The organism is Nostoc sp., assembly GCF_036917395.1.
GTDB lineage: Bacteria > Cyanobacteriota > Cyanobacteriia > Cyanobacteriales > Nostocaceae > Nostoc.
This window is the reverse complement of the sequence record NZ_JBALDI010000003.1, coordinates 99,710-113,995: the sequence shown is the minus strand read 5'-3', so window position 1 is coordinate 113,995 and position 14,286 is coordinate 99,710. Positions and strand designations below refer to the sequence as shown.

The following is a 14,286-nucleotide window of genomic DNA, read 5'->3' as shown; positions in this document are numbered from 1 at the left end:
AAACAGCAGATGGTAGTTTATCAAGTTCGATTCATCAATCCTACACTTGGGTTAGATCGCACCATTCAAGTACCAGATGATCAATATATTCTGGATATGGCAGAAGATGCTGGTATCCGCCTACCATCTGGGTGTAAGCAAGGTGAATGTTCTGCCTGTATCGCCAAACTGATTAGCGGTGAAGTTGATCAAAATGAGCAAAAATTTCTGCGCCCAACTGAAATACAGGCTGGTTATGTTGTTACTTGTGTAACTTATCCTTTGTCTGATTGCACTTTAGAAACCCATCAAGAACAAGTCTTGTATAAATCAGCCCTTTACTATAAGCCTGAGTCGGGAAAATCTGAAACCTCGATTCCCCCTAACCCCCCTTTTTAAGGGAGGGAACTAAGAATCGAATGCCCCCTTAAAAAGGGGGTTGGGGTATCTCTTTTGTGTAAGTCCTAACAGAGTAGGGACGCATAGCTGTGCGCCCCTGCAATATATTGCATCTATATAAGAACCGCGATATTTTTATAAATGATCGACCTAATGGTAGAAAGAAATTCTATCTTGCAAGAGAGGTTAAAACGTAGCACATAGTTAAAGATGAGATAAGAAGTTACAAACAAAAAATCTTTAGTGATTAGGTCAGAAAAATGTTAACACCATTATTAACCGCGCTAGCTACAGCTTTGAGCCTGTTGATTGTTGATTTAGTTGTTCCAGGCGTTAATATTGCTAATTTTCCCGCCGCTTTGATTGCCGCTTTAATAATTGGTCTGATTAACGGTTCGGTTAAACCAGTTCTGTCTACTCTTTCCTTACCACTTAACTTTCTATCATTTGGAGCATTTTCGCTCATCGTCAACGGTTTTTGTTTCTGGTTAGCAGCAGTACTAGTTCCTGGGTTCGGAGTTCGCGGAATTATTGGTTTCCTTCTTGGGCCAGTAATTCTAACTTTTGCTAATACCTTCATTAACAACTACTTTGTTGAAAAAAATCTTTTAGCCAGCAGTGGTGATGTAAAAAGCCAAGGTGAATTACCTTCTAGATAAATATTAGAGGGAGTAGAAATACAAATTTCATCACATCTCTACTCCAAAGAAAATATCCGAAGGTGGATTTCCTCATTCGGCATTTTCAAAAAAATGTAACTAAACAAAATCACAAAGTTGTAATATCATGAAAATAGTTCGTTTTCTTCTTGGTTTGTTAGTGCCTCCTTTAGGCGTTTTCCTGACAGTTGGAGTTGGCCCAACCTTGATTATTAACATTGTGCTTACAGTTCTAGGTTGGCTACCTGGTAGTATTCATGCAATTTGGGTGATTGCCAAGCATGAAGAACAAGTTAATGGAGAGGGACGTATTTACTAATTACTAATACGCAAGATTAATTTTAAGAAATCTTAATTAGGGTGCGTTATGGCTTTAGCCTAACGCACCATTTTACTACGAAAACTAGAATTTATAAGCTATTCCAATTTTAACCTGCATAATTAGGGTGGGTATCTTGCACACCTGATTAGAGAATTTAATTCAAGCAATTTAGATGTTTTTCAACTTATCAAGCGGTGCGTTAGCCTTTGGCATAATACACCCTACTAAAACTGAGTCTTTAATAATTATACAAATACGTTGGTAGGGCACGGCAATGCCGTGCCCCTACGAAAAATCATATTTATTAGGGTTTTTGTGAAAAAGCAGTCTAGTCTATTTATGAATAGTATCCCGCTCTTTATCAGCAGGTTGCTTTTCTTTAAACAAGTCAGCCGCCGTTAAGAGTAACTGCCTCAACGTTTGTTTGATTTGGCGCTCTTTTCTCGCTAAAGAGGTACCAGCTTCACCTAGTTGATCTTCTAGTTGCGATCGCTTTTGTTCTACCTGTACAGCCATAGATTCTGCTTGAGGACGAGCTTTATCATACCAGTGTTTAGCCTCGTCAAGATAATCTTGAACTTCCATAGAACGTCCGCCATAGCGTGCAGCTAAGTTAGCTCGGACAATCGCTAGCTGCGCTTGTAGTTGCGCGTAACGCTTCTTTAACAATCCTACTTCTTCACTATCTTTAATAGCATTGACAGCAGAATCAATTGCAGTTTTGGTAGTAGCAGGTTCTTGCTTACCTGTATTTTCAATCTCTGCCAAAATCACATCAATCTCTTGCTGTAGTTCTTCTTCTTCACCATCCAGTTGAGCCTGCAACCGGTTGATATCTGTCTGAGTTTGAGCAATGCTTTCATGTCTTTTGCTATTAATTCCTTCCAGCGCTCCTTCAATCGAAGCTGTCACTTCATCTTTGAGTTCACTACCTTTTTCTTGGAAGTTTTCTATTACAGCAGAAACTGCATCTCTAACAAGGCTACGAAGCTCAGTAGAACCTTGTTTAAACTCAGAACCTACTTGAGAAACTGCGGATTTGACAATTTCTCGAATCCGATCAGTTCTTAATTGTCCCGTTTCTTTAGCTTGTTGCAGGTCTGCTTGAATTTGTTGTTTGATATTGTTAGGCATTTTCAACTCTTGGGATTTAACTAATTTGGATAAAATTTTCTAGGCATGTTCCCACACCCATATTATGGCGTAGGCTGATATAGCTAGGCACTTCCTTTAGATAGAAAATAACTGCCCTAAGGAGGTGATGTGTAGCATGTTGACCATTTGTGAGATGATGAATATTTGTTGGTAATAATTGGGAGTGAAATATGTGGCGAGTAAACATTACTTGTTCAGGGGATGCTTGGAAGCTTTATGGGACTGAATTTAAAGCGATCGCCCAGAAGTATCAAGGTGAATTAATTGGTTCCAAAAAAATGCCAGATGGTACGCGCATCATGTCTTATAAAATTGAGGATGTTAGTGATGCAGAAGCCTTTCAAGAAGATTGTGCAAATTTTGCTGGATTTACAACTGACTTTGAATCCCTATAGTATTGGTTCTGATACTTATACCCACAACCAGTATGTCAAAATCGGGAGAAGTTAATTGAAAAAATTACTCACATTAGTATTAGTAACGTTTTGGTTATTAATCAGTACTTTTACTTTGCCTGCTAGTGCAGCAGATACAGTTAACGGTGAACAAATATTTAGTGTTCATTGTGCTGGTTGTCATATCAACGGCGGTAACATAGTTAGGCGAGGTAAAAATCTCAAAAAGCAAGCGCTGAAAAAGTATGGTATGGATTCAATAGAGGCAGTTACATCTATAGTAACCAATGGTAAAAATAATATGTCAGCCTATAAAGAGCGTCTTACTGAACAGCAAATTCAAGACGTTGCTGCTTACGTTCTCGAACAAGCTGAAAAAGACTGGCGTTAAAAAATTAGGAGTTAGGAGTAGAGACGCGATTAATCGCGTCTCTACAGGAGTTAGGAGTTAAGACTTTAGTAGTTATTAACTTTAGCAGTCTTAAATCATTCATAATAAAGTAGAAAAGTTAAAAAGGCTGTAAAAACCTGCTTGTCAACTCACTAATTATTAACTTTTCTCACTTTTAACTCCTGTACAGACGCGATTAATCGCGTCTCTACTCCTCAGACGCGATTAATCGCGTCTCTACTCCTCACTCCTGACTTGAAAATGAACTTACCCGCAGCTAGCCGTCTCCAATTCACTCCCGATTTTAACATCTGCCGCATATTAAATGGTATGTGGCAAGTCTCCGGCGGACACGGACAGATAAATCCCCAAACCGCTATTGAGACTATGTTCAAATATTTAGATGCAGGCTTTACCACTTGGGATTTAGCAGACCATTATGGGCCCGCAGAAGACTTTATTGGTGAGTTTCGTTGTGAACTAATTGATACTCGTGGTAAAGATGCTTTATCCAAGGTACAAGCCTTTACAAAATGGGTGCCTCGTCCAGGCAAAATGACGAAAAAACTGGTTGAGGAAAATATTGATATTTCCCTGAGAAGGATGAATGTGCAATCGTTAGATTTGATGCAATTCCACTGGTGGGAATATCAGGATAAAAATTACCTGGATGCCCTCAAATATATGGCAGAACTTCAGACTGAGGGTAAAATTAAGCATTTAGGTTTAACTAATTTTGACACAGAAAACTTGAAGATTATTACCGAAGCCGGTATCAAAATTGTTTCTAACCAAGTGCAATTTTCCCTTGTAGACCGCCGTCCTGAAGTTAATATGGTGGAGTTTTGTCAACAGCATGACATAAAGCTTTTTACTTACGGTACACTGTGCGGCGGTTTATTATCAGAAAACTATTTGGGTAAACCAGAACCGCGAGGATTTGATTTGTCCACTGCTAGTTTGAAAAAATATAAAAATATGATCGATGCTTGGGGTGGTTGGCAATTATTTCAAGAGTTGCTGGCTATCTTAAAGGAAATTGCTAATAAGCATGGGGTAAGTATCTCCAACGTGGCAGTGCGTTACATTTTAGATCAGCCAACTGTGGGAGGTGTGATAGTTGGTGCCAGACTTGGTGTATCTGAACATATAGAAGATAACGCCAAAGTATTTAGTTTTAGTTTAGATGCAGACGATCGCGATCGCATCAATGCAGTATCTCGCCAATCACGCGATTTGTACCAGCTAATCGGCGATTGCGGCGACGAATATCGGCGATAATTTCGGGAAAAAGGTGATATACGGTGAAGGTTACTGTGGAAACTACTGCTGTCAGCCATGCCCTTAAACTTCACCTTCGCCCTCAGTCAACAGCAAACTTTTGAATTGCGCTGTGATTATGGCTCACGTCGCCTGGATAAAACGGAGTTGGCAGCGCTGATTGATTTGTGTGAGCAAAATTACTATGCTCAACAAAGAGATTATCTACCCTATCTTACCCAGTTGGGACGGCAACTTTATCAATGGCTGGATGGTAAAGAAGGATGGCTGAGAAGGGCACTGGATGAGGCGGATGAGCAAACGATTCTTCTAGATTTGGTTAAAACCAGCGAAGCAAAGGGCTTGAACCCGGAAACAGAACGGGTAGCGTTGGGATTGGCACATTTGCCTTGGGAATTACTACATGATGGTGCAGGGTTTTTGATAGAACGTCAGAATTTTTCCGTTTTACCAGTGCGTTCTGTGCAGCAGCGTCAAACCCCAGTGATTGGCGTGCAAGATCGTCCATTGCGGTTGCTGTTCATGGCGACTTCTCCTGAAGATCCCAGAGTTCCACCACTAGGGTTTGAGCAGGAAGAAGCGAACATTTTGCAAGCAACTAAGGATCAGCCTTTGGCGTTGATTGTCGAGGAAAGTGGCTCGGTTGCAGAGTTAGCGAACTTGGTGAAATCCTACCCAGAAGACTATTTTGATGTCTTTCACCTCACGGGACACGGGATTATTTATACCCAAAAAGGTTACGGCTATTTGCTGCCAACAGGTGCAACGCTGGCAGACAATACCCCCTGCTTCATCACTGAAGATGAGGTGGGGAATATGCAACTGACTACCGTCAATGATTTAGCTAAAGCCTTTCGCGGACGCTGGCCGCGGGTAACTTTTCTCTCTGGTTGTCATACGGGACAGGTTCCTAACAAGGGGACAGTACCCTCGATGGCGCAGGCATTGGTGAAGGCGGGGGCAGGTATAGTTTTAGGCTGGGCGCGTCCGGTGTATGACCGCACGGGTATTGTAGCGGCACGGGCACTTTATCAAGCTTTGGCGACGGGGGCAACTGTTGAAGAAGCAGTCAAAGCGGCGCAGCAGGAAATGATTGACAAAGAATGCACCGACTGGCATCTGTTGCGGATGTATCGGGATACGCGTCCCATTAACCAACTAGTGACAGCGCTGAGAGGAAGCAAAAATCGTGAAAAGCTGAAGTTGACAGCGCCAGAGCAAGAATTTCTCGATGAGAATAATCAAGTTAAAGTTGCCAGTCGGTTAGAGTTTGTCGGACGCAGACGACCTTTGCAACGGTGTCTCAGGGCATTGCGGGAAACCAGTGACCAAATTGGCGTGTTTATTGCCGGGATGGGCGGACTGGGTAAAAGTACCCTGGCGGCGCGGTTATGTACGCGGGTGCAGACGCAGCGTGACAATTTTGCGCGAGTCGTGTTGATTGGCCCTCTGGATGAGTGGGGTTTGCTGAATAAGCTTTCTAATAAGTTTGAGCGGTTTGCAGATGTGCCCGCACTTTTGAATGGACCAAAGGTGTCTCTTAAAGGGCGGTTGCAAAACTTTTTTGAGGCAATTGAAAAGGAACACAACCAACCTTTGCTGCTGGTGCTGGATGATTTTGAGCAGAATATCCCCACAGCTAATATTGAAGATGGTTCGCTGCGGATGACGGCAGAGGCTTATGAAATTTTAGGGGCGATTTGTGCGGCATTGGAGGAGAACGGGGCAGAAAGTCGGCTGATTGTCACCTGTCGCTATTTGAAAGAAGACACTCTACCACCCCATCGCCTGCACCTGGAACGTCTGGAACAGATGAGCAGCAGTGATATTGATAAAATTTGCTTTCCTTTAGATAAAGAAGTTAGGCAACAGTTAAGAACTCAGCGAATTATTCACATTGCTGATGGTAATCCCCGGTTGCTGAAGTGGCTATTGCAGGTGATTCAGCAGCCGGGATTAGCGGCGGATGAATTATTGAATCGTCTGGAGGAGACTGAGCAGAAATTCCGCGAAGATATTTTGGCACAAACTCTGCTGGATGCTTTGGAACCGGAAGAACAAAAGTTTCTCGCACAGTTGAGTGTGTTTCATCTGCCAGTGATGGAGGATATTGTGAAGGCAATTTCTACCACCGGAGAATTGGCAGTTTTGGGCAAGTTAACCAGCCTTAGCCTAGTCGAGTCTGCCACCACTCACCCCAACCAGCCAGCTAATTATCGAGTGACGACAATTTTAGAACCGTTGTTAAAACCAGTGTTGAGTGAGGAAGAGTGGCAAGCAACGCGACAGCAAGCGGTGAGGGAAATCCATAAAGTTTGGTGTGAGGAGAATGACAACCTCACGGAAGCAGAAGCACTGGAAATTGTACGTTTGGGACTGCTGGCAAAAGAGCAGGAGATTGCTGTCAGCGTTGGAAATAGGATTGCAAGCTCTTGGATCAATAATTCACGGTTTGTAGAAGTTTTAGAGTTATGTGAGCAAATCTTGGCAGTTTATCAAGACTACCGCATCTTGAGAACCATTGCCCGTGCCGAAGAGGTTTTGGGTTTTGTGGAAGAGGCTGTTACCCATTATCAGCAAGTTTTAGACCTTTGCCCTGAAGAGGAATTGCAAGAAAAAGCCACTACCCTCAACAACATGGCACTGGTATTCGCCCAACAAGGGGACATCCCAAAAGCGATCCCACTCTACAAGCAATCCTTGAAAATATCAGAGCAGATTGGCGATCTCAAAGGTAAAGCCACTACCCTCAACAACATGGCACTGATATTCGCCGACCAAGGGGACATCCCAAAAGCGATCGCACTCTGGGAGCAATCCTTGGAAATATCTGAGCAGATTGGCGATGTCAAACTTAAAGCCACTACCCTCAACAACATGGCACAGATAATCGCCCAACAAGGGGACATCACAAAAGCGATCGCACTTTACGAGCAATCCTTGGAAATATCAGAGCAGATTGGCGATGTCCAACTTAAAGCCACTACCCTCAACTACATGGCACAGATAATCGCCCAACAAGGGGACATCACAAGAGCGATCGCACTCTGGGAGCAAAACTTAGAAATATTTGAGCAGATTGGCTATGTCCAACTTAAAGCCACTACCCTCAACAACATGGCACAGGTAATCGCCCAACAAGGGGACATCCCAAAAGCGATCGCACTCTACGAGCAATCCTTGGAAATATCTGAGCAGATTGGCTATGTCCAAGGTAAAGCCACTACCCTGAGCAACATGGCACTGATATTCGCCCAACAAGGAGACATCGCAAGAGCGATTGCACTCTGGGAGCAAAACTTAGAAATATCTGAGCAGATTGGCGATGTCAAAGGTAAAGCCACTACCCTCAACAACATGGCACTGATATTCGCCCAACAAGGGGACATCCCAAAAGCGATCCCACTCTGGGAGCAATCCTTGGAAATATCTGAGCAGATTGGCGATGTCAAAGGTAAAGCCACTACCCTGAGCAACATGGCACAGATAATCGCCCAACAAGGAGACATCGCAAAAGCGATCGCACTCTGGGAGCAAAACTTAGAAATATCTGAGCAGATTGGCGATGTCCAACTTAAAGCCACTACCCTCAGCAACATGGCACAGATAATCGCCCAACAAGGAGACATCACAAGAGCGATCGCACTCTGGGAGCAATCCTTGGAAATAACTGAGCAGATTGGCGATGTCAAAGGTAAAGCCGCTACCCTCAACTACATGGCACAGGTAATCGCCCAACAAGGGGACATCCCAAAAGCGATCACACTCTGGGAGCAAAACTTAGAAATATCTGAGCAGATTGGCGATGTCCAACTTAAAGCCACTACCCTCAACTACATGGCACTGGTATTCGCCCAACAAGGGGACATCAAAAAAGCGATCGCACTCTACGAGCAATCCTTGGAAATATCTGAGCAGATTGGCGATGTCCAACTTAAAGCCACTAACCTCAGCAACATGGCACTGATATTCGCCCAACAAGGAGACATCCCAAAAGCGATCGCACTCTGGGAGCAAAACTTAGAAATATCTGAGCAGATTGGCGATGTCCAACTTAAAGCCACTACCCTCAGCAACATGGCACAGATAATCGCCCAACAAGGAGACATCACAAGAGCGATCGCACTCTGGGAGCAATCCTTGGAAATAACTGAGCAGATTGGCGATGTCAAAGGTAAAGCCGCTACCCTCAACTACATGGCACAGGTAATCGCCCAACAAGGGGACATCCCAAAAGCGATCACACTCTGGGAGCAAAACTTAGAAATATCTGAGCAGATTGGCGATGTCCAACTTAAAGCCACTACCCTCAACTACATGGCACTGGTATTCGCCCAACAAGGGGACATCAAAAAAGCGATCGCACTCTACGAGCAATCCTTGGAAATATCTGAGCAGATTGGCAATGTCCAAGGAAAAGCCACTATCCTCAACAACATGGCACTGATATTCGCCCAACAAGGGGACATCAAAAAAGCGATCGCACTCTACGAGCAATCCTTGGAAATATCTGAGCAGATTGGCAATGTCCAACTTAAAGCCACTACCCTCAACAACATGGCACTAATATTCGCCCAACAAGGAGACATAGCTAGAGCGATCGCACTCTACGAGCAATCCTTGGAAATATCTGAGCAGATTGGCGATGTCCAACTTAAAGCCACTACCCTCAACAACATGGCACAGGTAATCGCCGACCAAGGGGACATCCCAAAAGCGATCGCACTCTGGGAGCAATCCTTGGAAATATCTGAGCAGATTGGCGATGTCAAAGGTAAAGCCACTACCCTCAACAACATGGCACTGATATTCGCCCAACAAGGGGACATCCCAAAAGCGATCGCACTCTGGGAGCAATCCTTGGAAATAAAGGAGCAGATTGGCGATGTCGGTGGTAAAGCCACTACCCTAGCAAGTATGGCTTATTGGGCTAGTGAAACTGGAGATAAAGCTAGGCAGTTAGAGCTAAATCTGCAAGCGGCTTTGGCATTTGCACAAGTTCGTGCTTATGTTGATTTGGTAACAGTTCTGAGTAACTTAGGCGTAGCAGATGAAAGCAACGGTTTAGTTTACCTAGCTCAAGCAGTCTGGCTGACGCTGAAAATTCAAGCCCCCTTAGCAAGTACCATTAAGTTAATCCATGCTTTATATAATGCAGTGCTTCAAGGTGATGAACTAGAAGCTGTGTTAGGAGCAACGGCAATGTTCTTTTGCAATGACCGAGGTGAAGGTCATCCGCAGTTAGAGGAACTCCAAGAGCATAGTAGGGAGATGATATCAGGTGCAGCGAGTGCCCAGGGAATTGAAACAGAGGAAGCGTTTGATAATTGGTTTACTCAGCAACGGCTCAACGAGCCAGATTATTTCCTCCCTCGACTCAATCAACGCCTAGAGGAGATAGTCGGTGATGGGTGGGTGTTTGAGCGTAGTCAGGTTGTGGGTAGATGAGGAGACAAGGGAGACAAGGGGGACAAGGAAATTAGGGAGTGCGATCGCGTTAATCTTAAATTAATTAGCGACAATACCACGTTAGCGAGTATCAAAGACTCATTAAAGGAGTTCAAAGCCTCATTAATGGAGTTCAAAGCCTCATTAATGGAGTTCAAAGCCTAATTAATGAAGCTCAAATACTCGCCCTGGCGAATGGAATATCGCGGCTATACAGACAAAACCCACCTCCGTGGGTTTCAAATTCCTGAGTCCGCGCAGGCGGACGAAAGTTTGTATAGCCGCAATTTATAATTTTTAGGTATATTTATTTACAAAGGTGAGATGCTCTCATACAGTTGTTTATGTTTGGCTAAAAGCTCTTGATATTTCTCGTTTATCTTTGCTTCTACCCACTTGGCTTTAAATATTGCTGCTGATTCCGCTTTAACTGGGTCTACTTCATAGGGAAGAATCTCTTTTTTATCACCTGAAGTTTCCGAATTTTGTTTATATTTCCTGCCGCTTTTATGATTAGCATAACGGCGGGAGCGAGTATAGCCCATTTGGATAAACTTCCTTGCCATATCCGCGCCGACAAAATCATCTTTCTCTAAATAATCAAGAAAAAGCTCGTAGATTTTTTCACTCGACTCTCTAGCAATATCAGGAGTTTTAAACCGCCAGTAAGGAAGAATTTCTGATTTGTATGGTTCAACCAAAAGTACACCCTGCTCACCCTTGCCAACACGATAGAGTTCGGGATGTTGGCGAAAATCGAGATTTTTAAAGTCTAAAGAATAATCAAAAGCCATGCGAAGTGTTTATTATGAATAATAAACTTTAATAAAAAAGTCGAGCTTCTATCTCTGTAGGTAAATTTTGTTTTATTATGCTATCTAGCACCCAATCCGTGAACAGTGTCCTTGCTCCGGGCAATCTGCGTAAAGTGCATCACATTGCCCTCAACGTCCAAGATATGCAAGCTTCCCGCTACTTTTATGGCACAATCCTGGGTTTGCACGAACTGACAGGCGACGAAGTACCCGCAACCCTGGTGGAACTTGTCGCATCTGGGAAAGTAGCCAACTTCATTACCCCAGATGGGACGATACTGGATTTATTTGGGGAACCAGAGTTATCACCACCAAATCCAAACCCAGAAAAGACATTCACCAGAGCGTACCATCTAGCCTTTGACATCGATCCGCAGTTATTTGAGCAAGCGGTGACAGTGATCAGAGAAAATAAAATAGCGATCGCTCATGGCCCAGTCACTCGTCCTACCGGTAGAGGTGTGTATTTTTACGATCCGGATGGCTTTATGATTGAAATTCGTTGCGATCCAGAAGCTAGTTAACTTAGAGGCGATCGCAAAAGTATCTACTATGAGCGGGAAACTTATGCAAATATTTAAACTAATTGAAGAGACGATCACAAAACCACCAATTCCACACGAACCATACAAGCAATCATTGAAAGCTTGGGCGATGTATTGTTTGCGAGACAAAGGTTTTAAAATCGTTTATGCTCAAAATGCTGACTTTGCCATTGAAACTAAAGGCGCAGAAAAGCTGTATTTTAAGGTTTCAAATAGCGCCGATGATTTAGATAATTCTCTTAGCTGGATTGTTTGGGATAGTGTAACCAAAAGCGCCAGTCTCATTCCCAAAAAATAGACTGATGTCAAAAATCGCTGTGACTATCTTCCTTCTCCAGACAACTGCTGCACAAATATTTGATGTTCTTGCGAATTTAATCCCAACTGCAATACAGTCAATACTTGCTGCATATTGCCAGCAAGTAAATCTGACATTGACAACCACAAACCAGGAAATACTTGACTTTTGATAATTCCATCTGTATCCACTTCTAAAGACACATATTCTCCTTGGTGCAGGCGAAACCAATCTAATCTATTTTCAAATATTTGCCAAACAATATATTCTTTTACCCCATTCCGACCATAGACTTTTTTCTTGTCATGTAAATCAATAGCAACACTGCTAGCTGCTATCTCTATTACGAGTTCTGGCGCACCTTCTATGTAATCATCATCGCTGAAACGAGATTGTCCTTTAGCTGTTGGTGTTATTAATAGCACTCCATATGGTTGCGGTTCATTGTCTCGATCTAAGCGGACTGTTGGCTCAATTCCCAATCTCACACCAGGAGTTGATGCTTCATAAACTCCCAACCAAGTGATTGTATGGCCATGTGGTTCAGCATGACTTTCAAAGCGTAATGGGGATGCCAAGTATACAACTCCTTCAATTAATTCTGCCTTTTGATGACGGGGCATTGCTTGATAACGGCGTTCAAATTCGTAGCGAGTGAGGCGATCGCCATTCTCTAAAGGAGGAATTCGCTGCTTGAGTGATAGGTTAACCATGATTTTCTGTTCTGGCAAGGAGTTTTACTTTATTATGGCTTGGTGCATATTTTTCTTGTGATCCACTGCCTAAGCCTCATCTTGTCAATAAATCGCTAGAATCAGGTTTCTCAAATACCATTAAATGCTGTTGAGGTAACAAGTTTTTGGTTTCCCGCCAAACCAAACCAACAGCTTGCATTTCTTTACGCACTTGCTTTTGAGTCATCTTGTGCAAACCTTTAATCAGAATAAAGGGATTTTCACCCCGGTACTCAACCAAAACCACCCTACCACCAGGTTTCAGTGCTTTCACAATCCCTTGCATCACTTCTTGGGGATACTCAAGTTCATGGTAAGCATCCACCATCAGAGCCAAATCGACACTTTTAGGTGGTAGGTTTGGGTCAGTAAGGGTTGCCAAAACAGGCTCAACATTGGTGATGTTTTTCTCTTTTTTGAACAACTCAATGATTTCCAACATTTCTGGCTGAACATCTACAGCCAACACTTTACCTGCTGTTAATAGCGGCGCGATGCGAAAGCTCAAGTAACCTGTACCAGCACCAATATCTGCCACTACATCATTAGGTTTTAGATTGAGGACGTTGACTACCTTACTTGGCTGTTCCTCTGCCTCTCGGCTGGGACGTTCTAGCCAACCAGCGCCTGTGTGTCCCATAACTTGAGCAATTTCTCGCCCCATGTAGTATTTACCAATACCATTTAGATTATGGATTTGTTTTTGTTGATAAACAGTGGCAGATGGAGCAGCTGCAAGTGCTGTAATAGTTGGAGCAAGCAGTAAGCACTCCAGTATTATTAAGAGAATTATTATAAAATTTAACTTTTGCTTATAATTCATATCTTAATCTGATTGAATATAGCTATACTCCCATAGATTGCCAATTCCAAGAGCTATAAATACTTATAAGCTAATAGGTAATAGAATTTTATAATTCTAGAACTACTTATGATACTGAAGAAGGTACGCGCCATCCGCTAGAAGCCAATATTTTACTTGAAACTGTCCCACTTCAAAGTGGACAGAAAGTCCTTGATGTTGGAACCAGAAAGGGTTTAGTTGCGATTCTTGCAGCTTCAAAAGTTGGTTTAAAGGGCTATTTCACCATAAACTTATAAATGTGTTCTGTCTGTTATTAAAGCTCTTTACTAAATTGAGGCTATATTCATGCCTGATATCGTAGATACCGCAATCAATGCGGGAACTTTCAACACGCTCGTAACGGCTATCACAGTTGCTGGTCTTGATACAGCGCTAAAGGGCCCAGGGCCATTTACAGTTTTTGCTCCAACCGATGAAGCTTTTTCCAAGCTACCATCAGGGACTGTTGAATCACTACTAGAAGATATCCTTCAACTCAGAAAGATACTAGAGTATCATGTCGTCTCTGGCAAAGTAACGGCAGCTGAAGTGGTAAAACTGAATTCAGCAACCACAGTAGCAGGTTCAGATGTCAAAATTGATGCCTCCAACGGTGTCAAGGTGAACGACGCTACAGTTGTTACACCAGATGTCGAGGCGGACAACGGTATCATTCACGTTATTGACACAGTGCTGATACCTCAATAAGCACGTTGCTTATTTGTATAGCTTTGTCAAACAGTAGTTTACAGTGTTCGTGGCAGATCAACTCAATGCCTGCGAGTGGTGAAAGTAGAGAAAGCTGAGGGCTGCTGTAGCTTAATAAGTGCAGCAGTTCTAATATCATAGTAATTCGTAATTTGTAATACCTGCGGTCAGTCACCCTTCGCGTATCTACGTAATTTGTAATCAAGGGACGCCAGGCAAGAGTGCCAATACTCAGATTTTATCTGGGTTAACAATATTAAATCTGTAACTTTCTTTTCAAATTACAAATGGTTCAAGCTGACGACTGTACCAC

14 protein-coding genes are annotated in these 14,286 nt (G+C 43.0%); 10 read left to right on the top strand and 4 right to left on the bottom strand.

All coding sequences use genetic code 11. The features are described from left to right. Positions 1–9 precede the first annotated feature (9 nt). The 3 genes from V7K46_RS01800 to V7K46_RS01790 all read left to right on the top strand — a co-directional run bounded on the left by V7K46_RS01800 (position 10) and on the right by V7K46_RS01790 (position 1,356). Positions 10–378 carry a 2Fe-2S iron-sulfur cluster-binding protein gene (locus V7K46_RS01800; protein ID WP_335110460.1) on the top strand — a complete coding sequence of 123 codons (369 nt, stop codon included), beginning with the start codon at positions 10–12 and terminating at the stop codon, positions 376–378. A 260-nt stretch (positions 379–638) separates the two neighbouring features. After that, the gene (locus V7K46_RS01795) at positions 639–1,037 is read left to right on the top strand and encodes a phage holin family protein (protein WP_298904809.1); all 399 of its coding nucleotides are present in this window, start codon (positions 639–641) and stop codon (positions 1,035–1,037) included. Between the two features lie 127 nt (positions 1,038–1,164). Beyond that, positions 1,165–1,356: a YqaE/Pmp3 family membrane protein gene (locus tag V7K46_RS01790; RefSeq protein WP_335110458.1), complete on the top strand. Its 192-nt coding sequence runs from the start codon at positions 1,165–1,167 to the stop codon at positions 1,354–1,356. Positions 1,357–1,692: 336 nt separating this feature from the next. On the opposite strand, the gene V7K46_RS01785 is transcribed toward V7K46_RS01790, so the two are convergent. Then, complete coding sequence (locus V7K46_RS01785) at positions 1,693–2,493, bottom strand: histidine kinase (protein ID WP_335110456.1); 801 nt, start codon at positions 2,491–2,493, stop codon at positions 1,693–1,695. A gap of 191 nt (positions 2,494–2,684) precedes the next feature. Here V7K46_RS01785 and V7K46_RS01780 point away from each other — a divergent pair, with 191 nt between their 5' ends. The 4 genes from V7K46_RS01780 (at position 2,685) to V7K46_RS01765 (ending at position 10,029) form a co-directional block, all read left to right on the top strand. After that, a complete protein-coding gene (locus tag V7K46_RS01780; RefSeq protein WP_273766817.1) occupies positions 2,685–2,909 on the top strand; it encodes a hypothetical protein in 225 nt (74 codons plus the stop codon). Positions 2,910–2,964: 55 nt separating this feature from the next. Continuing rightward, the gene (gene petJ, locus V7K46_RS01775) at positions 2,965–3,300 is read left to right on the top strand and encodes a cytochrome c6 PetJ (RefSeq protein ID WP_335110454.1); all 336 of its coding nucleotides are present in this window, start codon (positions 2,965–2,967) and stop codon (positions 3,298–3,300) included. Positions 3,301–3,561: 261 nt separating this feature from the next. Beyond that, on the top strand, positions 3,562–4,581 hold the full coding sequence (locus V7K46_RS01770; RefSeq protein WP_335110452.1) for an aldo/keto reductase: 1,020 nt from the start codon (positions 3,562–3,564) through the stop codon (positions 4,579–4,581). 57 nt (positions 4,582–4,638) lie between these two features. Next, on the top strand, positions 4,639–10,029 hold the full coding sequence (locus V7K46_RS01765; RefSeq protein ID WP_335110450.1) for a tetratricopeptide repeat protein: 5,391 nt from the start codon (positions 4,639–4,641) through the stop codon (positions 10,027–10,029). A gap of 311 nt (positions 10,030–10,340) precedes the next feature. Here V7K46_RS01765 and V7K46_RS01760 read toward each other — a convergent pair whose 3' ends face one another. Then, positions 10,341–10,823, bottom strand: a complete 483-nt coding sequence (locus V7K46_RS01760; protein WP_335110448.1) for a DUF4385 domain-containing protein — start codon at positions 10,821–10,823, stop codon at positions 10,341–10,343. Positions 10,824–10,900: 77 nt separating this feature from the next. Here V7K46_RS01760 and V7K46_RS01755 point away from each other — a divergent pair, with 77 nt between their 5' ends. Together V7K46_RS01755 and V7K46_RS01750 are read left to right on the top strand one after the other, a co-directional pair. Next, positions 10,901–11,368 carry a VOC family protein gene (locus V7K46_RS01755; protein WP_335110446.1) on the top strand — a complete coding sequence of 156 codons (468 nt, stop codon included), beginning with the start codon at positions 10,901–10,903 and terminating at the stop codon, positions 11,366–11,368. Between the two features lie 43 nt (positions 11,369–11,411). Next, positions 11,412–11,687 carry a hypothetical protein gene (locus tag V7K46_RS01750; RefSeq protein ID WP_335110444.1) on the top strand — a complete coding sequence of 92 codons (276 nt, stop codon included), beginning with the start codon at positions 11,412–11,414 and terminating at the stop codon, positions 11,685–11,687. Positions 11,688–11,710: 23 nt separating this feature from the next. Here the strand turns inward: V7K46_RS01750 and V7K46_RS01745 are convergent, their stop codons facing one another. Then, the gene (locus V7K46_RS01745) at positions 11,711–12,400 is read right to left on the bottom strand and encodes a Uma2 family endonuclease (protein WP_335110442.1); all 690 of its coding nucleotides are present in this window, start codon (positions 12,398–12,400) and stop codon (positions 11,711–11,713) included. 76 nt (positions 12,401–12,476) lie between these two features. Next, complete coding sequence (locus tag V7K46_RS01740) at positions 12,477–13,244, bottom strand: class I SAM-dependent methyltransferase (protein WP_335110440.1); 768 nt, start codon at positions 13,242–13,244, stop codon at positions 12,477–12,479. Positions 13,245–13,571: 327 nt separating this feature from the next. Here V7K46_RS01740 and V7K46_RS01735 point away from each other — a divergent pair, with 327 nt between their 5' ends. Next, the gene (locus tag V7K46_RS01735; protein WP_335110438.1) at positions 13,572–13,973 is read left to right on the top strand and encodes a fasciclin domain-containing protein; all 402 of its coding nucleotides are present in this window, start codon (positions 13,572–13,574) and stop codon (positions 13,971–13,973) included. The last annotated feature ends 313 nt before the right edge of the window (positions 13,974–14,286 follow it).